The sequence below is a fragment of the Ruegeria sp. BC1 genome (genome assembly GCF_056539305.1).
Genome location: NZ_JBQFUT010000001.1, coordinates 132778 through 150911, shown reverse-complemented (window position 1 = coordinate 150911; position 18134 = coordinate 132778). Strand labels below are relative to the sequence as shown.

At 51.6% G+C, this 18134-nt stretch carries 17 protein-coding genes; 11 read left to right on the top strand and 6 right to left on the bottom strand.

Going from position 1 to position 18134, the window contains the following annotated elements:
• Positions 1 to 26 precede the first annotated feature (26 nt).
• The 5 genes from ACR0IY_RS00770 to ACR0IY_RS00750 form a co-directional block, all read right to left on the bottom strand.
• Positions 27 to 986 carry a glycosyltransferase family 2 protein gene (locus ACR0IY_RS00770; RefSeq protein ID WP_480669836.1) on the bottom strand — a complete coding sequence of 320 codons (960 nt, stop codon included), beginning with the start codon at positions 984 to 986 and terminating at the stop codon, positions 27 to 29.
• Positions 987 to 1157: 171 nt separating this feature from the next.
• Positions 1158 to 3155: a hypothetical protein gene (locus ACR0IY_RS00765; protein ID WP_480669835.1), complete on the bottom strand. Its 1998-nt coding sequence runs from the start codon at positions 3153 to 3155 to the stop codon at positions 1158 to 1160.
• Positions 3152 to 4093 carry a hypothetical protein gene (locus ACR0IY_RS00760; RefSeq protein ID WP_480669834.1) on the bottom strand — a complete coding sequence of 314 codons (942 nt, stop codon included), beginning with the start codon at positions 4091 to 4093 and terminating at the stop codon, positions 3152 to 3154. Before ACR0IY_RS00760 ends, ACR0IY_RS00765 begins: the two co-directional genes overlap by 4 nt.
• 5 nt (positions 4094 to 4098) lie before the next feature.
• A complete protein-coding gene (locus ACR0IY_RS00755) occupies positions 4099 to 5082 on the bottom strand; it encodes a glycosyltransferase family 2 protein (RefSeq protein ID WP_480669832.1) in 984 nt (327 codons plus the stop codon).
• A gap of 190 nt (positions 5083 to 5272) precedes the next feature.
• A complete protein-coding gene (locus tag ACR0IY_RS00750; RefSeq protein ID WP_480669831.1) occupies positions 5273 to 6412 on the bottom strand; it encodes a sulfotransferase in 1140 nt (379 codons plus the stop codon).
• 342 nt (positions 6413 to 6754) lie between these two features.
• Here ACR0IY_RS00750 and ACR0IY_RS00745 point away from each other — a divergent pair, with 342 nt between their 5' ends.
• The 8 genes from ACR0IY_RS00745 to ACR0IY_RS00710 all read left to right on the top strand — a co-directional run bounded on the left by ACR0IY_RS00745 (position 6755) and on the right by ACR0IY_RS00710 (position 13255).
• Entirely contained in the window at positions 6755 to 7930 is a 1176-nt protein-coding gene (locus ACR0IY_RS00745) for a site-specific integrase (protein ID WP_170716958.1), read from the top strand.
• A gap of 70 nt (positions 7931 to 8000) precedes the next feature.
• On the top strand, positions 8001 to 8855 hold the full coding sequence (locus ACR0IY_RS00740) for a hypothetical protein (protein ID WP_170716961.1): 855 nt from the start codon (positions 8001 to 8003) through the stop codon (positions 8853 to 8855).
• Positions 8856 to 8946: 91 nt separating this feature from the next.
• A complete protein-coding gene (locus tag ACR0IY_RS00735; protein ID WP_480669829.1) occupies positions 8947 to 9222 on the top strand; it encodes a helix-turn-helix transcriptional regulator in 276 nt (91 codons plus the stop codon).
• Positions 9219 to 11321: a VapE domain-containing protein gene (locus ACR0IY_RS00730; RefSeq protein ID WP_480669828.1), complete on the top strand. Its 2103-nt coding sequence runs from the start codon at positions 9219 to 9221 to the stop codon at positions 11319 to 11321. Before ACR0IY_RS00735 ends, ACR0IY_RS00730 begins: the two co-directional genes overlap by 4 nt.
• A gap of 230 nt (positions 11322 to 11551) precedes the next feature.
• The gene (locus tag ACR0IY_RS00725; protein ID WP_170716965.1) at positions 11552 to 11779 is read left to right on the top strand and encodes a hypothetical protein; all 228 of its coding nucleotides are present in this window, start codon (positions 11552 to 11554) and stop codon (positions 11777 to 11779) included.
• 15 nt (positions 11780 to 11794) lie between these two features.
• Complete coding sequence (locus tag ACR0IY_RS00720) at positions 11795 to 12250, top strand: hypothetical protein (RefSeq protein ID WP_480669827.1); 456 nt, start codon at positions 11795 to 11797, stop codon at positions 12248 to 12250.
• Positions 12238 to 12510 (top strand): hypothetical protein, encoded by a 273-nt coding sequence (locus ACR0IY_RS00715; protein WP_170716969.1) that lies wholly within the window; start codon positions 12238 to 12240, stop codon positions 12508 to 12510. The genes ACR0IY_RS00720 and ACR0IY_RS00715 overlap by 13 nt, the downstream gene beginning before the upstream one ends.
• Positions 12511 to 12910: 400 nt before the next feature.
• Entirely contained in the window at positions 12911 to 13255 is a 345-nt protein-coding gene (locus tag ACR0IY_RS00710) for a hypothetical protein (protein WP_170716971.1), read from the top strand.
• A gap of 206 nt (positions 13256 to 13461) precedes the next feature.
• On the opposite strand, the gene ACR0IY_RS00705 is transcribed toward ACR0IY_RS00710, so the two are convergent.
• A complete protein-coding gene (locus ACR0IY_RS00705; RefSeq protein ID WP_480449969.1) occupies positions 13462 to 13632 on the bottom strand; it encodes a hypothetical protein in 171 nt (56 codons plus the stop codon).
• A gap of 494 nt (positions 13633 to 14126) precedes the next feature.
• Between ACR0IY_RS00705 and ACR0IY_RS00700 the strand changes: the two genes are divergently transcribed.
• From ACR0IY_RS00700 to ACR0IY_RS00690, 3 genes are all read left to right on the top strand, one after another.
• A complete protein-coding gene (locus ACR0IY_RS00700; protein WP_480669825.1) occupies positions 14127 to 14561 on the top strand; it encodes a plasmid mobilization protein in 435 nt (144 codons plus the stop codon).
• On the top strand, positions 14558 to 15793 hold the full coding sequence (locus tag ACR0IY_RS00695; protein WP_480669823.1) for a hypothetical protein: 1236 nt from the start codon (positions 14558 to 14560) through the stop codon (positions 15791 to 15793). The genes ACR0IY_RS00700 and ACR0IY_RS00695 overlap by 4 nt, the downstream gene beginning before the upstream one ends.
• Before the next feature lie 73 nt (positions 15794 to 15866).
• A complete protein-coding gene (locus ACR0IY_RS00690) occupies positions 15867 to 18134 on the top strand; it encodes an AAA family ATPase (RefSeq protein WP_480669822.1) in 2268 nt (755 codons plus the stop codon).

Sequence of the window (18134 nt, the reverse complement as noted above, 5' to 3'; positions counted from 1 at the left end):
GCCTCCTGTGTCCGAGATGTTCCCGTTCATTCCGCGTGATGGTCGGCAAAGTCCGCCGTCATCTGCTGCATAAGCGCCTGCATCTCGGGTTGTTCGCGCAGCTGGGAAATCTGCTGTCTGTGCAAATCACAGGACATATGGTGCAGCCGAGCCGTTTCCGGGTCAGACATCAAATCGTAGAAAATGTCCCGCTTGCGGTCCAGAACAACGTCGATAGAACCGTCCTCTTCCGCGTTCTGGTTCATCAAGTTCCAATATTCCATCCCGAGACTTTCCCCCAGGTGATGAGCACGACCGCGCATTTTCTTGACCAGATAACTTTCGCACGACTTCAACGCATAGTGATTGACCTGCACCAGATCATACCCGACGGAATCGCGCGCCGATCGCCAGCTGTTTGTGTAATAGCGATCCGGCATTAACTGCCCCGATCCGTTGTACCAATGGCATTCCTCCATCGTCTCGACTGTGGGGCGTTTGGGTCGGTGAACGCCCAGCGCATCCCAAAGCCCACGTTGGAACATCGTCTTGAAACCCCACGCCTGAGGAGGGCGAGGCTTCTGCTCGGCAGCGGCGCAACGGAATTGATCCGACAGGAACCGGTCCTCGTATCTGACGACGCCAGAGTTTCCGAACAGCCGCCATGTCATCGAGATCGTTTTCGCGTCTGGGATCGCCTCAGTCAGGGCGCGCAGGGTGTTGTCGCCGGTTTTGACATTGATGAGCTCATCCGCATCAATCACAACGACCCAGTCCTGCGGCCGTGCGACCTCCATTTTCAAGAATTTTTTATAGGCGCGTTTTTGCGGGCTGGTCTGGCGGCGAGAGTTGTTGTCGACATGAGTCACGATGCCCCGGTCATGCAAACGTGTCAGCAGCGCATCGGTGCCGTCGGTGCAGTCATTTGTCATCACGACAATCTGGTCAACACCGATCGCACGGTTATGCGCCACCCATTCCAGAACAAAGGGACCTTCGTTCTTCATGGGGGTCACGCTTAAATATCGGGGGGCCTGATCAGACACTTATTCGCCTCATGTTCTGCCGCTTTTTATTACTGTAATTCAAATCCTGCGGCTTTCACTCCGAACACAGCTTAAGCCTATTGTCTGCCGCGACCAAGGGTATTCCTCTGGCGTTACAAAAAGCTTGCTCCATCACGATCGCGTACGCGCCAATTGGTTTGCAAAACGTTTATAAGGGGGAAACAAATCATGTGCTTTTTGAAGGTAGGGCCTAGCCTTACCTTTGTTTCCCCGTCGTAGGTGAATCTGCCCGGCCATACCCTGAATTGAAGCAGTCGCCTCATCCAGATCGGCGGCCTGCAGAATCTGGTTCTGCCCTTGCTCTTCGGCACCATTCCGCTCCAGGAAACGGCCCATGGCAAATATCAAGAATGGATTATCCGGATCACAGGCCAACGCATTCGCCATCGTCAAACGAGCTGAGGCTTGATCTCCTTCGCTTTCATAAAGCTCAGCCAAGCGTTTATGGTAGAGGGGGTTTTCCGGGACGCTCGCAATAACCCTGCGCATGATGTCAACGGCCCGTGTCGCCGGAATTTCCCCCAAGTGAACATTCAGTACCGTAGAAAAACTCTGGACTCGGGGGTCAGCGTCGGGAATATCGGTCATGCGCACCAGCCCGTCGTGCAGTTGCTTCAGGCGGGGTTGGCTGTCAAAAAGTCTGCGTGCCTTTTGATCCAATGCCAAATCAGACCAGTCCAATAATAGAAAATCGAAGTTGCACGGCAGGCGTACCAACACGTTACGTTGTGCAACATGGGAATTGAAATTAAACCAAGGCCTGCGGATAACTTTCTGCAAAGACCAATCGGTTGGCGGAAACAACCGAAGTGATATCTGATCACGATACACAACGCGCGAGCCAAAAACCAATACGTCCGGCCTAATCGGCTTGGCCCAAAAGGCCTGGCTAAACGCCAGACCCGCCTGCCAGCGTTTGCGAAGTTCCCCCAATGCAGCAGATTTCAATGCGCACAACACAGCGTAATCTTCGGGCCAGACATGGGGACTCTGCAAAGCAGTCTCAGCCATGTCTCTGGCGTCATCCCATCTGTCCAAATAGAAAAGGTTAAGGGACTGAAGTAACGGCAAGAACGCATTGTCGGCGCCTGCGTCCAGTATCTTTTCGGCAAGTTCAAAGGACTCTTGCGACCTATCCTCTGCATTCAACCGGTTTAAATGAAAAAGAACCTTCGCGTAGATATGCGCAGCCTCGGACGCGCTCAGAAACTCATTAAACCGCTCATGGAGCCTGTTTAAGGCGGCCTCGTTGGCCACTTCAACCTCGGCCTCGCTCAATACATCCCGAAACACCCTGCGTTGTTGACCGGATATCCGCGCGGCGGCCATCGAAAAAGCCGAAATGACAGGCGCAATCACCTGATCGGCCCGGGACATTGTATAAAGCTCAAGAAAATCACGCTTTGCACGGGTCATGCCCGACACGTCTGCGATATCCGACATTTTAAGCAGCTTCGGAAACCGCTTCTGGAATCGGGCAATCAGTTCCGGTTGGTCCGAAAACATGATGGCCGTGGTGTCGGCGTTTTTCTCCAGATGCGCCTCATAAAATTCTTCAGGTTCGATCTTGGCCGGCCATGTGGTGTGCTTCCAAGGCAATCCGTTCAGAATATCGCCGCGGCGGATGTGATAGGCTGACACACCCTGCCCCGAAAGCTTTTCATCAGCGCGGTCCATGATAGCGCGTATTTCATCCGTAAAACCGATCCGACGGACGAATTCGCGATACCTTGGACGTATCGCCTCGATATCCTCCCACGGGAAGGCCAGTACTTCGAACCCCTCCTCGACCAGAACTGAGCGTCCCGATTCAAGATGGGCAATCAGTCGTTCAGGCGTTTTGTCACTCTGAAAGGCCCAGATCGGCAGAGCATTGTTATTGAGCGCATCGAACGCCTCGGAAGCAAGAAAATGCGCATCCATCCAATCTTGCGCGAACAGCTCCTGCGGGTGGTCCAGTTCAGGCGCGTCAGCCCCCTGCGGGAACCAATTTACTTTGTAGTCTGTGCCAAAATCCTCGGCCAGACGAATGCAGGTCAGCATCATCAGAAGGCGCGCACCCATACGGTCTTTGCGCTGACCGATGAACACCCCTTTCGCAGGCGTCATGAGACTTCCTTTGCCTTTTCCAGCGCGGCACGGCGCAATACCCGGAACCGACGGCGGGCCTGCTGCACAAGCTCGGGGTGGCGATCGCCAGCGAACGCTTCGATCCCACGCATGACCATTGGCAAATTGCGACGAGCTCGCATCAGCTTGTAGTACTCCGCTGGCTCAAGTGACCCGTTCATCGCCTGCTGCATGATCGGTTTGAGAATATCGAGCTTGCGCAACATCGGTGCCGCAAAGTGATTGGAAAACCACGTTTTCAGCAACACCACATTGTCGCCCTGTAAGCGCGTTACCTGCTTCCGGTCGAGATCGAAAAACGGATCATAGAATACATAGGCCTTTCCAGCCTGACCCACGGTTTGCGCTGCATCCCCCATCGGCAGATCCCAATCCTGCACCTGCCCAAAACGGTATCTGGTTTCCCACGGCACAAGGCGTTCATCCAGCGAGGTCTGCGGATTGAATGCAATCACGACAGCTCCCGGAACCAGCTCAGAAAAAGTCAGCGCCCCGAACCCGCCCATCGAAGCACCTGCAAAGACGACCTGTTCATATTGGTCGAAGAACCCTTCGGCTGCACGGTTCTGGAAATACGAGATGATCTCGGGGTCGCGATACCACGCCTTCGTGCGCGCAAAGACCCCCATATGCGACCATCCCTCATCGCGAAAAAACTTCCACCCCCAAGGTTCGCGCGAAAAGGACAGGTCATTGGCGTTTGCGATATTGTCGAAGCTAACCACAAGTTGCGATGCAGAACGCTGATGAAACAATACCGAATGGCGTTCCAGTTTCTGAAAAAAGCCGGTGCCATCGCCACCTGGGTAAAGCTCGACAAACCAAGGCGGCGCCGGATCGGTCAGAATGCGTTCATACCCCGTCTTACGGTCGGGGTGCTCGGGTTTTAGCTGCTCTTTCGAAAGGTCTTCTGCCATGGTCCTCAAACAAGATTGTCCGCCAGCCACACCCGAAAGTCCACCCAGTCCGGGCGCATCTTGATCTCGGCAATCCTGCTGCGGTGCCAATCGCAGGCCTGCACGTGCAGCGCCCCCAGCTTCGTGTCCGCCTTCAAGTCCGCTAACAGCGGCGCCGCACGCCGCGCGATGGGAAGAATGGACTGGTCAGATTCCTTGTTGGCATTCATGTCCTGCCAGTAAGATTGTCCCTGATCCACTTTGATGTGGTTGGTCCGTCCCCTGTCCCGCTTGATCAGAAAACCATCCAGAGACCGCACCGAATAATGATGCAGCCGCCCGAGCGAGTGGTCAAACCCACGCCAGGCCCGCCATCCCACCTTTTCCGACGGAAACAAGTTTCCCCCTGCATCAGACCAGGCAATATCGCCCTCTCTGCCCTCTTCAACGCCCTTCGGGCGATGAGGACCAAACCGCGTGAACTTGCCATTGTTGCGAAACAGAGTTTTCAGACCATAGGCCCGGCCCGAATGATACGGAAACTCCTGATCTCCCATCGAGAAAACTTCAGTCACAGGACGATCTTCGAAACTGATGTTTCCGGAACTTCCGAACAGTTTCCACGCAAATGAGATCGCATCAACTGGCTGGCCCGCGCGCTTTTCAACCTCGGCAATCAAGGCACCAAAACTATTGTCTCCGTGTCGGATATTCCAGAATTCATCCACATCCAGGCAAAGTAACCAGTCGGCCTCTTTGACCTTGGGTTGACGTCGTGCCCTCCTCAGCATCTGATGCTGTGGATTGCCGCCTTCCTTCACCTCGTTCGAGACGTGGGTCGCCAGTCCAAGCTCCTGAAGTCTGACAGCAATTTCATCTGTTCCGTCGTCACAATCATTGGTGAAAATCACAAAGTGATCGACCCCCAACGTTTTATGGAACGCGACCCACTCTAGCATATAAGGGCCTTCGTTCTTCATCGTGGTGAATACGGTAATGGCTTGCGACATCTACACCATCCTGACCTAAGTTGCCCATCGTCATACACAACCCCGCCTGCGCGGGCGAGACAGGAAATGGCAATATCAGTAATCCTCGGCAAACTGGTGTAGCAGTACACACTTCCCTACAGTCACGCTCATTTATATCGGACGACAGATATCCTGAATACCTAAAGCCGGGCAGTAAGCTAGGTTGCGGTCACTTTCTCTCAAAGAAAGATTTTGCGTGTTTCCACGGGTATTTCTTGATGTGCTGTAGTTCGCTTTGAAGCCGATCTATTTCGTCAACTGCCTTGTTGCGCTCAGCAATAGCCTCGTCTCGTTCGGCAATAACTTGATCACGCTCGGTAATTACCGCATCGCGATCAGCAATTACCGCATCGCGCTCTGCCAAAGCTGCATCTCTGATAGCGACCATTTTCTGCACACCGCCAACAACCAACAATCGTTCGTCTTGCAAATCCCTCTCGGCAGTTGGGTGGTCAAAAAATCGATAGCTGTTCCAAAGTTCGGTTGCGCGTTCCGACCCTATTAAACCCGAAATGTAGGTATATACTTCTTTAAACTTTAACGCGACCGCCCTCCTGGCTTCATCAGGAATGGTATTGTCGGTTCTGGAGACATTTTCTTTTTTACCTGCATCAAACTCTACAAAATCAATCGATAGAAAATCGCAGATATCTCGAAGCGTCGACTCCTGAAACAAGTCTTCAAAAAAGACCAGCTTGTAGTTGTCCCCAAACACCTCACGGGCCGAACTGTCAACACGGTCATATCTTGATCGAACTTCGTTAAACACGCTGTCTAAGTCATTAAGAATCCCGTAGATTTCTTCCGATTGAGTCGGATTCACATTCTGATCCCTAAACCTGTGACGGGTCGAAGAAATTATCCGCTCGACAGGATCCCGCACAAGCTGAATGGCTTTAACGTCCACCCCCATTTTAGCGAAGTTGTCGCGCACGATTTCCATTTGATTTTTTGCCAGCACGCTATTGCTGGGGGTCAGATCGCCTGTCAAACATGTCTCCTCAGCGCTGTCCAGAAGATGCCCGAAGTAATCAAAGTAAAGTCGCAGGTCTTGTGTGAAAGCCGACAACTTAGTGAGCGCTTCTAATCGCTTCTTCTTATTTATTTCTCCCTGGCCAACAATTCCGGATAATTCGGCGAGGCGGTCATAGTAGAAATTGCGTTCAGATTGCGAGAAATGGCTATCCAGCACATGGTATTCTTTGACGATACCAAAATCGCTTTGAACACTAGTGCTCAGATAACGATGCAACCAGGTTGTTCCACATTTTTGGCCACCGAGCCCAAGCAAAAATGTACCTGCCGACATTAAACTATCTCCAATCACCTCAAAACCTACTGGTACTTCACCAGTTACTGCGTTTTAGAAAGACTTGTAAGTGCGTGCCCACGCAAAAAGCTCAGCTCAATCCTACTGTCCCACCCCAAAGTTATGGGCAGGATAAGTATAGTAACCAACCGATCAAGATAGTTATGGTGCGGTCGAGACGCCTCGAAATCACTTATCAACTGAAATCAGTCGATCTCAATGAGCAGAATTAATCCATTTTTATTATTTATTTTTATGTAGTTAATTGCCTCCCTTAATCTCAAGGTCTATCAATAGCCATCATCAAACCTCGCGGCGAAAGGTGGACACAAAGGTGGACAAATGACGAGAGCGCTTCATAGACTTACCGCACTTAAAGTAAAGAATTCACCACCTGGAAAGTACTCCGACGGCGGCGGCCTCTGGTTGTACAAACGCGCTGACGGCGGGGCTCAATGGTTTCTCCGGTACGTATTGTACCGCCGCAGACGAGAAATGGGCTTAGGTTCTGCCCGAGAAGTCTCGCTGAAGGAGGCACGGAATGAAGCAGAAAAGTGGAGAAAAGTTCTACGAGAAGGCAAGGACCCGATCAAAGAGAGGGAGAAACAAAAAAAGGAAGCTGCGCGAGATTTGTACCTGCTTCGCGATATAGCTCAAGACGCCTTCGAAGCTCGAAAGGCCGAGCTAAAAAACGACGGTGAAGCGGGGCGCTGGTTTAGTCCGTTAGAGCTTCATGTTCTTCCTAAGTTGGGTTCGATGCCAGTCTCTCTAATCGACCAAAACGATATTCGTAACACCCTCCAGCCTATTTGGCACGAAAAAGCATCCACAGCCCAAAAGGCAATTGAGCGATTGGGAATTTGTATTCGCCATGCGTCCGCACACGATATCGACGTTAACCTTCAGGCGGTTGCGAAGGCAAAAATCCTGCTTGGGAAACAGCGCCACAAAGTAAAACACATCCCTGCGATGCACTGGAAAGATGTGCCTGACTTCTACGCTAGTCTCGTCGAGCCGACACCGACACACCTTGCCTTACGCCTGCTAATACTTACCGCAATGCGATCAGGGCCCATCCGCTTCTTGCGAACGGAAGAACTTTCATCAGATTTATGGACCATTCCCCATGAGAAAATGAAATCCAAGGTTGGCGAAGATGATGATTTCCGTGTCCCACTTTCGAAAGAAGCCCAACACGTAATCAAATTGGCGAAGCCATTTGCGCGAAAGGGTTATTTGTTTCCAGCCAAACGAAAAGGCGTTTTAAGCGACGCCACAATGGCAAGGTTGATGGAACGAAGGGGTTTAGATGCCCGACCTCACGGTTTTCGGTCAAGCTTTCGCGATTGGTGCGAAGAAGCCACGAATACTCCTGAGCACATCTCAGAAGCTGCCTTGGCTCACTCAAGCGGGAACAAAGTTATGGATGCTTACCGTCGAACCCAGTTTCTCGATAAACGTCGCCCTCTAATGGAGAAGTGGGCGAAACACGTAACCAGCATCGCAACCGAGACATGAAGGCCAACAATTGTTTGTAAACGACCGAACCAGAACGTCGCTCTACGACATTCACTCAAAAGTGCTGTCCTTGATCGAAAGTAAAATGCCAACCTTCAGGTGGGATCCCGATGGTGATGTGCGGGACGACGAGCCTAACTACTACACCGCCTCAGAAATTGTAGGGCAAGAAGAAGACTATGATCCTGCGATATTGATGCTACCTGGTGGGCGAAAAAGAACTGTTTATGAATTGAAAGAGAAACCTAGAGAAAAACAGAGTGGCTTCCCAGCGCCGACTTTTCTTGACGCTCCTGCCGTAAGTGGTTTCCACAAGGACGATGAAGCTTGGGACTACTTCTACAACCATTTTTTGACGCTTGCTCAAGATTTCACTTGGGATTTCGTAAGCTCGAATAAACATAAGGCAGAAGTTTTGATGCCTACTGGCGGTTCGGCAGCTGTCAGTGCCGAACTATTCCGACGTCCAGACAACGAAACTGGGCCTGCGAACACTCATATCGATGTCCGTATTGGAACAGTTGGATCAGGGCATTTGAAGTACCTGCCTTCTCTAGGCAAAGAATCGCATGGAGCGAACTCTAATCTGCGGATCTTGTACGGAGCGCAGCTTTATCAACCGATCACATTCGCAGGGTCGGACTTCGGCAGGTTTTTTGAAGATCTCAAGAAAGCAAAACTAGATATTCCGATGGATTACGATGCGCTCTTGGTCCACGACATCCTTACTTTGAGCATCGAGGGAAGGTGGAACAAGCAAGAAATCAAACAAAAATTGGCTCCCAATTTGAAAGACGCTTCGTGGAATGTAATTTGGGCTGATGCTACTAGGGAAAATGTCAAATTGGGCAAACCTGGACCGAAAGGTGGACCTAAGCTGAGCTTCAACGTACTGAAAACTAAATTAAAAACAGTCCGCTCATAATTCATTCAAATAATTCGCAACGCTAAATAGTTCGTTGCAACGAATTCATCGTTCAGGATCAGCCCAAGTCACAAAATGAAAGGGCTGATCAATGGACAACATCGATCCACTTCTTACCGCCTCTGAGAGCGCACAGTATCTTCAAATCTCAGTGCCAACATTTTGGCGCAGGGTTGCCGATGGCACAGTACCACCGGCTGTCAAAATCGGATGCCTATCACGCTGGCCTCGCTCGGAGATTGTGGAGGTCATCGAAGACGCCAAATCCAGGCGCTTTGAGCCTGAAGCCGCGAAGAAAGTACTTCTTGCACCTCAGAAAACTGAGCCAGCCTCCGTTTTCTCGCCAGTGACCGGAAAGTTTCAATGAACATGCGCACTGATTACACCAGCATCGCTAAATCGGCGACTGAGTACGCTGCTCGAGGGTGGCATGTTTTTCCCGTGCCGCCCGGAGAGAAAAAGTCTTACAAATCCGAGAAACACTGTGGCGGTCAAAAATGGGGCGCTACTACGGACCAAGGTGTAATTGCGAGGGACTGGCAGAAATGGCCATCCGCTAATGTTGGAATCGTCACGGGACCAAAATCCGGATTTTTTGTGATCGAGGCGGATACACCGCAAGGGCACAAGACAGATGGGGTTTCCAACTTGTTCTCCCTCATCGATGCCAACGGAACTCTGCCTGAAACGGTGGAAGCCCTCAGTCCCACCGGCTCTTGGCATTTATACTTCAAGTGGCCGGAAGGCATTAATATTCGCAACTCGGCAGGCCAAGTAGCACCAGGTGTGGACGTACGCGCTGATGGAGGGATGGTATTAGGAGTGCCTTCCGTCCGGCCTGGGTTTGACCAACGATATCGCTGGAAGAACCCACCTGGATTATTCGAATTAGCCGAATGCCCAGACTGGCTGCTGAAGTTAGTGTTGAAGCCAGAAAAGGAAAAAGCTGAACCCAGGCAAAGCTTGAATGCCGACATCGACAACCGTTGGGCGCAAGCGGCGTTGCAATCTGAACTAGCTGCGCTACTCGCCACACCAGTAGGCGGTCGCAATCATCAGTTGTTCAAATCTGCGTCCGCACTGTTTGAGGTCGTCTCTGGCGGTCACTTAGGTGAAGCATTGGTTCGTGAGCGACTGGAGGCAGCAGCTTCTGCCATTGGCCTCGACTCTTTGGAAACTTGGCGCACCATCGATAGTGGTTTTAAGGCCGGTATCGAGAAACCCAGAGGCCCCAAACAAAGAAAAGAAAACACGGAACCAAAGTTCCGCCATAGCGAACTGAGCCTAGTTCGGGACGACAAGGGTCGTCCGTTCTTTAACCCAGCAAATGCACTTACTCTGCTTTCCCAACACCCAGAATGGTCAGGTGTTTTAGCTTATAATGGGTTCACCGCGCAAAAGTACTTGTTGAGGCCAATTCCTGGACAAAAAGCAGGTATTTCTCCTCGTCCTCTCGAAGATGATGACTACGTAGCTGTTCAATGCTGGTTCAATCGAAATGGCTTTCCACGAACCAGCATGGATATTGTTCAAGGAGCTGTACGAAAGACCTGCCGCGACAATCACTTTGATCCCCTCCAAGATTATCTAAACAACCTAATTTGGGACGGAGAGGAGCGTTTAAACACTTGGTTAAGCGCTTATTGCGGAGCAGAACCAAGTGTTTTTTCTTCCGAGGCGGGCAAGCGTTGGTGCATTTCAGCAGTTGCTCGCGGTCTTTCACCGGGGTGCAAAGCTGATCATATGCTGGTTTTAGAGGGCTCCCAAGGACAAAAAAAATCTACCGCCTTGGCAACTCTGACCGGCGTAGCCTGGTTCAGCGATGCTCTTCCAGCGATGGGGACCAAGGATGCTTCAAGTTTTTTGCGTGGAAAGTGGGTAATCGAAGTCGGCGAACTAGAGGCGATGCGGAGAGAAGTGGATGCCGTTAAAGCATTCATTTCGAGGCAGGTGGAAACATTCCGTCCGGCTTATGGTCGTGAGGAGGTTAGCGAACCCCGTCGATGCGTATTCGCTGGCACAACCAACAAAGAAGACTGGCAACGTGACGAAACCGGTGGACGCCGATTTTGGCCTGTCCGTGTTGGGGAAATTGACATCAATGCAATTGCTCGCGACCGAGACCAGATTTGGGCCGAGGCCGTCGAGTTGTATCGTCAAGGTGAGCGTTGGTGGCTCGAAGGTGAAGCGGAGAAAATTGCTCGCAAAGAAGTTTCAAATCGCCGCCCCGTCGATCCTTGGAGTGAAGATATCTGTAAGGCGGTACACGGCTACACGGAAGTGACAGCCAAGCAGGTGTTGAGCAAGATGGGTGTTAAGCGCGCCGACATGACACCGCTCTTAGCCAAGCGGGTCGCACAAGAATTGGTGGCACAGGGATGGAAAAGAGCCGGACGTATCACTTCAGGTGAAGGAAAGGGAGCTGTGAGGTTTGTTCCCGACGCCAAATCCATGAAGGCGGAGTGAAGATGGTGAAGATGGTGAAGATGGTGAAGCAGAGAAAGCCAAAACCCAACACAACGGCTAAGCACATGTTATTAAGTGCTTTGTTGGAGTTTCTTCCGTTCAAGGAAAATCTCTTCACTCGCTTCACCGAAGAAAGCAACGTTCACATACGGCCATGGGAGCGCTGCTAAACAGCGGTCCAATTCGTTCCCCTAGACATTCTGAACGAACTCTCCAAAGAGGAAAACCGAATGACCAAAATCACAGCCCTTGACTGCATCCGCGATGCAATAAAAACCGCCGAGTTGGAAGTCCGTGCCCTCGAGATTGAGGAAGCGCTGAACATCCTGTGCGATCACATCTCGCCGCCGGACTGCCTAAACCTGACAAAAATCGACATGCGCTACAACAGGCTGCATCGCGAGTTGTGCGACATCTACCAGTCGCTACATCTGCGCTACCGCAGTTTAGCGCAATAAAGAAAGAGGCAGAGCATGACTACCAAAGGCCCAAACACAGACATGATATCCGCAGCCGAAAGTAACTGCGCACGTGAAACGTCACAGAATCTCAAGAAGTTCAGCGAAGTGTTAGTAGCGGAATATTACCAGCGGTACGATGAGGTAGGCGAAGTGAATATACCTATTAGTGCTATTGGACCTATTGCGGAGAACATTGAGGGCAAGAGGGGACAGGTACACTACCTAGGAGGCTCGATCTGGCATGTAATCGTTCAGCGGCAGCCCGGAGAACATATTCGGACGAGGATCAAATCTGGCGCTTGGCTTACGGTTCTAGAACACATCCTGAATTATGGCGGCGACAACACATCAAACCGTGAAGCGCTCACACACCTGCAAAGTTTTATTGAAACCGTCAGTGACAAAAACTTTGAAAAAAACAAGAAACAAATAACCAAGTTGCCGAAGGTAATCGAATGTCAGAATTAATCGAAGCAGCAGAAGCTACGCTAAAGTCAGCTCACTTTGTTCTCGCAAAAGTCAACGAAAAAGGCGCTGAGTTCAGCGATTTGGCGGTTGCAATGATCGGAGTGATTAGCGGCTTCATCGTGGCTCTGGTAAGCGAGCTAACTAGCGATCTTGCGCCAGAGGTCCGCAATAGAATCCTTGGCGTAATTAAGCGGCTTCGCGCAACACAAACTGAGCTGGAAGAAACGATCACCCCTCTAACGGGAATGGCCCCGCGATGAACCACGTTTTCGGATTTGCAAGCTCAAAAGGCGGGGTCGGCAACGAGTTCGACCAAGCAATCGTTGCCCTCTTCGGCTTAAAACACGGTGTAAATTTCTCAATAGCAAACCTTAAGTGCCACGTATGCGACGAGCAGACCGAACACACCGTCACATTCACGGAAACAAGCCGCGAATGGGAGTGTCAGAGCTGTGGCCAGATCGAGATTGAGGACAACGACGAATAAAAAGGGCCGAGGCACTTCTACCCTGACCCAGAGACCTGCCCCCGCCATGCTTACAGTTGCTGAATCTCAAATTGCAGTCACAGCACAAAATACAAGACCTGCCCTTGCCGCTCGGGGGCGGCAAATTGAGGACTTCTAAACGTCTCTTTCATTGCCTGGCACATATGCATCTAATGACCAAAAAACTTGAAACACACCCCTGCAACTTTGACGACTCCACGGCGGTGGACGCCGCAGCAATGGCTGGCCGTATCCGGCCCCAGTTCATGACACCTGACCAGATCGAACGACTACGCCCCGCCCTGATCGAAACAGAGGCTGTGACGGTCGCAGAAGCCGTGAAACAGCTTGCGCATCTGCCCGAGCGTAACCGCGAATGGTGGCAGTCTATTCAGGCTAAAACCAAGCTGAGAGTTTCTGAGATTTTGGAAGAAATTGGCGACGAGGTCGACCATCCAGACGACCCCGGCGCGGTCGATATTGCCGGGATCATCAACCGCGAACTAGGCCCGCGCTGATCACATCCTTAGACCGCTGAAAAAGGCAATGTCCCGGCGCGCTCGATGAGCTGCCGCATATGCCAGCAACAACATCCGCGCAGTTGCCACCGTTTTCTTATTCTTCCGAAACCCAACTCCTGAAGGGCGGCCAACCGCCCGAGCAAATGCCCGCCGCAGCTCCTTCGAATTGATGGAGAACATGTTGAACATCACCGTGATAATATTCATTTCCTGCCACCCGTCTCTTGTAGCAGCGCTTCACCAAAAATAGCCAACAGCGCACGTTCCCGCTTTTCGCTCCTTTCCAGATGGTCAATGATCGTTCTTTGCAGCTCAAAATGTTCGCGCAACGCCGTATCCATTGCTCTTTTTAGCTCAAATTCTTCAAATTTCATTGCCTGATCCTCCTGCCTTGCAGGTGTGCAGATCCAGGCGGAACGCAAGCTGGCTTTAATGTTCTATAAACATTTCAGGGTGAGCCATGAGGCCCACCCTGCAACCACGTCCGAAAACATGGCTTTTGAACCCCCCGCAAATGCGGGGAACAAACTGCCCATAGCAGCCACAGGCGAAACGCTTCTTTTGCTGTGATAATCTCGCCAGATTCACGCTGGGGAATCTCTTCTTTTTCCAATTTGTGACCCTCCGTTCCCGCCGGTCCACAGTTCTCTTTGTGACCCTTTCATGTGGCCCGTGTGGCCCGCTATCCCTCTGAATTTGCATTTTAATGTTTCACTGCAATTTACAAATCAGCGCCTGAACATTTGGGGGTTTAGGAAAGAGCAAGTGGGACTGGATGACCCCTGCGGGCCACCAGACACTTGCAAAGGGAGGCTACGCCTCCCCTTGACCCCTCCCTGCGGGCCACAACAAAAACGAGGATTTTTTTATGACCCACACGACCCCGCAGACCCCGGAGGGCCTACCGGGACACAGACCCCGCCGGGACCGCATGTTCAAAATGCGGCTGACCGAAGATGATGCCGCCCGATTGAAAACATGGGCGCATCAAAACGAGCTATCACAAGCTGACTACGTTCGTTTTATGACGTTCGGCAGGACCACATTTGCGCCCCCCAACAGCTCGAAGTTGGAGGCTGTGGCCCGCCAGTTGACCGGGATCGCGACCAACATCAATCAGGCGCAAAAGAGCATCAACGAGGCCCACCAAAACGGCACCTTGTCCCCTGCCCAGTTCGAGGCGATGGGCCGCGTTCTGGACCAAGGACGCCGAGCCTTTGGTGAACCGCTGGCCGAGTTACGCACCGAGTTGAAGAAGCTGAAGCCCACCGCTGACACATCCGACGAGCTGGACGCCGGATGATAATCAAGACGGGTGGCATAGCTTCGGGCGATGGCCCCCGCATCACTAACTATGCAGTTAGTGATGGCGACAACGAGCGAGTCGAGATCATCAAAGATGATAACGACCAGCTCCTAATTGCCGACCAGTTTGCCGAGCTGAAAGGCCGAAAGAACGGCCTTCTACACATCATCATTTCACCGAGCGAAGAACTGACACCCGACGAGCTGGCCGCGACCGTCGCCGCGATCCGCACCGAGTTCGGGTTCAATCCTGATGATCCTGAGACGCTGGCGATGCACGAAAGCAAGCGCGCAAATGGTTCGACCCAAAAGCATTATCACCTGATCCGACCAGCTCAGAACAGCGAGACCGGGCGCACATACAAGCTATTCAGGAGCAAGGCGAAAGACGAAGCTGTTAGCCGCCTTTGCGAACTGCAATTCGGCCACCAGCTCACCAACGGCGCGAACAATGCTTTTGCTGAAATGAGATTGCGAGAACAAGGCAAAGACGAGCTGGCCGACCGCCTGGCCGCTGAGCTGGGCGACGACGAGCGCCCCAGAGCTGCCTTTTCCAACGATCAGCACCAGCAGGCCAAGCGATCAGGTTTTGACCTGCCAGCTTTACGCCACCAGCTCACAACCATTGCCGCCCTGCCCCGTGACCAGCAGCCCGCCAAGCTGGCCGAGCTGATCGAGCGCGAAGGGCTAGAGCTGGCCGACGCCATTCCCGAAGGACGCGGTCGAAGCCGGATTATGATCGAAACCCCGGAAGGCATCCGCGATCACAACGCAAACAGAACTTTGAAAATCAAAGCCCAAGACGTAGCCAAATTCATTTCAAAAACACAGGAGATATTACATGAACTCAGAGCCAACAAAGCCCGCTCCCGACCAAACTTTGCGGGACCTGCTATCGCAGATCATCCAAGGGCAGGAGCAGATTCACCAGAGCAACCAGGCCATAATAGCTCGCATGAACGCTCTTCTGAAAATCTTTCAGGCAATCAGCAGGAGCTGAAAGAGAGTGAGGAACTGACACTGGCAGCGATAAGTTTGCGGCCACTGGCGGCACAGTTTGCAGATAACCGCTCAGACGATGTAACTTCGACTGGCATTGAACCGATCCCAGACCCCGGCGATCCGAACTTGCTTCGCAAGCTGGCCGCAATACTTCGAAAACAAATAGAGAAAGCAAATGCCGCGCTCAAACGGGCCACCCATAGATCTGACGGCATGACGTTAGTCTAGAAAATCCTTGCAGGAAAATCGGGTTGAGTGGCAGGTTGCTGTCACAACTTTAAGATTTTCAAGCGAGTCACGAATGATTGAAGCTATCCATTTAGCAAACCAAGGCGCGTACGATGCAACGGGCACCAAGCTCGAAGGATTGAAGAAGCTCAATTTTATCTTCGGCTCGAATGGATCAGGCAAGACAACGATTTCCCGTGTTATCGAAGGCTCGGGAACTTTCCCTGACTGCCAAATAACCTGGGCGGGCGGCAGTCCGCTGGAAACCCGCGTCTACAATAAGGATTTTGTCGAAAAGCACTTCGATGCAGAAAGTAGCATCAAGGGTATCTACACATTCGGAGAGAACGTCGAGATCGCCGAGAAGATCAAGACTCTCAAGGGCGAGGCTGATGTAATCAAAACAAAGCTTGGTGGGCTCCGAAAGAATCTCTTCGGCGAAGATGGAGCAAGCGGAAAGAAGAAAGAACGTGAAGCGCTCACCGCGCAGATCGTGGAGGATGTATGGAGCGCCAAAAAGAAGTTTGATAAACTGGAAGCAGCCTTCACAGGACTGAACAACAACAAGAAAAGCTTCTGCGACCGCTATCTCAAAGAAGCGTCGAGCAACATCGCTACAGTGAGGGATATTTCAGAACTACGTGAAGACGCGGCAACGGTCTTTTCGGGGTCGTTAACCAAGGCAACAGTCTTGCCCAATCAGGATAGCTCGAAGATATCGATACTGGAAGGCTCAGCGATCCTGAAGAAGAAGATCATCGGAAAAGAAGACGTGGACATCGCGGCGCTAATCGAAAAGCTCGGCAACAGCGATTGGGTGCAGCAGGGACGGCAATACTTTGATCAACTAGAGGACCAGTGCCCATTCTGCCAACAAAAGACGGATGCAGCCTTCAAGCAGAGCCTGGAAGCGTATTTTGACGAGAGTTACATCTCCGACCTCGTATCAATCGACAAACTGCTCGCCGGCTATGCTGATGCAGCAAAAGACTTACTGAACGCATACAGAGCCACCGATATTGTTGAGTCGCCCTACCTTGACCGCGAGACCTTCGAAAAGGACGTTGCAGCCCTTGGCCTCGCTCTGGATAGCAATATTGAGCACATCACGGCTAAGCGAAAAGAACCAAGTGCCGTCGCCACGCTTACTAGCACAGCCCCGTTAATCTCAGCGGTGGATGCCCTTATCAACGCGGCCAACAAGAAGGTAATAGCAAACAACGATACAATCGATAATCTCGCTGCGCGAAAGAAAGAACTGACGTCACAGGTTTGGAAAAGGCTGCTCGAAGACACAAAGGCAATCTACGATAAGTTCAAGGCGGAAACTGGTGGGCTCGACAAAGCGATCACCTCGCTGGAGAGCCAGATAAACACTGAGACAAAATACCTTGAAGCCAAGCAAGAAGAGATAGAGGAGAATGAGCGAAAGATCACCAGCATCAAGCCAACGATTGACGCAATCAACAAACTCCTGAAATCATTTGGCTTCACCAACTTCCATCTAGCCGAAAGCTCGGATAGCGGCTTCTATGAAGTCAAGCGGGTGGACGGTAGCGATGCAAAGCGAACATTGAGTGAAGGCGAGAAATCTTTTATCACCTTTCTGTATTTCTATTATCTGGCTGGAGGATCGTTTAGTTCGAGCGGTGGCACAAATGACAAGGTCGTTGTGTTCGATGATCCAGTTTCGAGCCTCGATGCAGACATACTTTTCATTGTCTGCAATCTGATAAAGAGCATCGTTGCCGAAATGCGCACGGGCACAAGTTCAATCAAACAGGTGTTTGTGCTCACGCACAATATCTATTTCCACAAGGAAGTTACGTTCGACAAGAAACGTAGCGCCGCTAAAGCCAAAAGTGATGAGACATTCTGGGTTGTGCGCAAAACATCGCAGCGTTCAGAACTCATGCCATTTGACGAGAACCCGATCAAGTCGAGCTACGAACTGCTCTGGCGAGAAGTCAGGCAGAAGCCACCTTCGGATACGGCCATACAGAACGTCATGCGCAGAATCCTTGAACACTACTTCAAATTTTATGGCGGCATAACACCTGAAGACATTATCGAAAAATTCAACGGCAAGGACAAAATGATCTGTAGCACTTTGCTCTCGTGGGTGAATGACGGATCGCACTTCGCCACTGATGACCTCTATATGGCTTGTGATCCCGGCCAGGTTGATCGCTATCTCAACGTTTTCCAAAGAATTTTCGAAGATTCCGACCACGGCGGGCACTTCAGGATGATGATGGGTGATGATTATGTCGCGCTTCCCGTCGCAGCCAACGATGATGGAGCAAAGGCGTTAGTTGTCACGGAAGCGGTCGCACAGTAG

Bases quoted from the DNA above. Each gene is read 5' to 3' on its own strand.
- ACR0IY_RS00770 (WP_480669836.1), bottom strand. From the start codon at position 986: ATGAAGAACGAAGGTCCCTTTGTTCTGGAATGGGTGGCGCATAACCGT.
- ACR0IY_RS00765 (WP_480669835.1), bottom strand. From the start codon at position 3,155: ATGACGCCTGCGAAAGGGGTGTTCATCGGTCAGCGCAAAGACCGTATG.
- ACR0IY_RS00760 (WP_480669834.1), bottom strand. From the start codon at position 4,093: ATGGCAGAAGACCTTTCGAAAGAGCAGCTAAAACCCGAGCACCCCGAC.
- ACR0IY_RS00755 (WP_480669832.1), bottom strand. From the start codon at position 5,082: ATGTCGCAAGCCATTACCGTATTCACCACGATGAAGAACGAAGGCCCT.
- ACR0IY_RS00750 (WP_480669831.1), bottom strand. From the start codon at position 6,412: ATGTCGGCAGGTACATTTTTGCTTGGGCTCGGTGGCCAAAAATGTGGA.
- ACR0IY_RS00745 (WP_170716958.1), top strand. From the start codon at position 6,755: ATGACGAGAGCGCTTCATAGACTTACCGCACTTAAAGTAAAGAATTCA.
- ACR0IY_RS00735 (WP_480669829.1), top strand. From the start codon at position 8,947: ATGGACAACATCGATCCACTTCTTACCGCCTCTGAGAGCGCACAGTAT.
- ACR0IY_RS00730 (WP_480669828.1), top strand. From the start codon at position 9,219: ATGAACATGCGCACTGATTACACCAGCATCGCTAAATCGGCGACTGAG.
- ACR0IY_RS00725 (WP_170716965.1), top strand. From the start codon at position 11,552: ATGACCAAAATCACAGCCCTTGACTGCATCCGCGATGCAATAAAAACC.
- ACR0IY_RS00720 (WP_480669827.1), top strand. From the start codon at position 11,795: ATGACTACCAAAGGCCCAAACACAGACATGATATCCGCAGCCGAAAGT.
- ACR0IY_RS00715 (WP_170716969.1), top strand. From the start codon at position 12,238: ATGTCAGAATTAATCGAAGCAGCAGAAGCTACGCTAAAGTCAGCTCAC.
- ACR0IY_RS00710 (WP_170716971.1), top strand. From the start codon at position 12,911: ATGACCAAAAAACTTGAAACACACCCCTGCAACTTTGACGACTCCACG.
- ACR0IY_RS00705 (WP_480449969.1), bottom strand. From the start codon at position 13,632: ATGAAATTTGAAGAATTTGAGCTAAAAAGAGCAATGGATACGGCGTTG.
- ACR0IY_RS00700 (WP_480669825.1), top strand. From the start codon at position 14,127: ATGACCCACACGACCCCGCAGACCCCGGAGGGCCTACCGGGACACAGA.
- ACR0IY_RS00695 (WP_480669823.1), top strand. From the start codon at position 14,558: ATGATAATCAAGACGGGTGGCATAGCTTCGGGCGATGGCCCCCGCATC.
- ACR0IY_RS00690 (WP_480669822.1), top strand. From the start codon at position 15,867: ATGATTGAAGCTATCCATTTAGCAAACCAAGGCGCGTACGATGCAACG.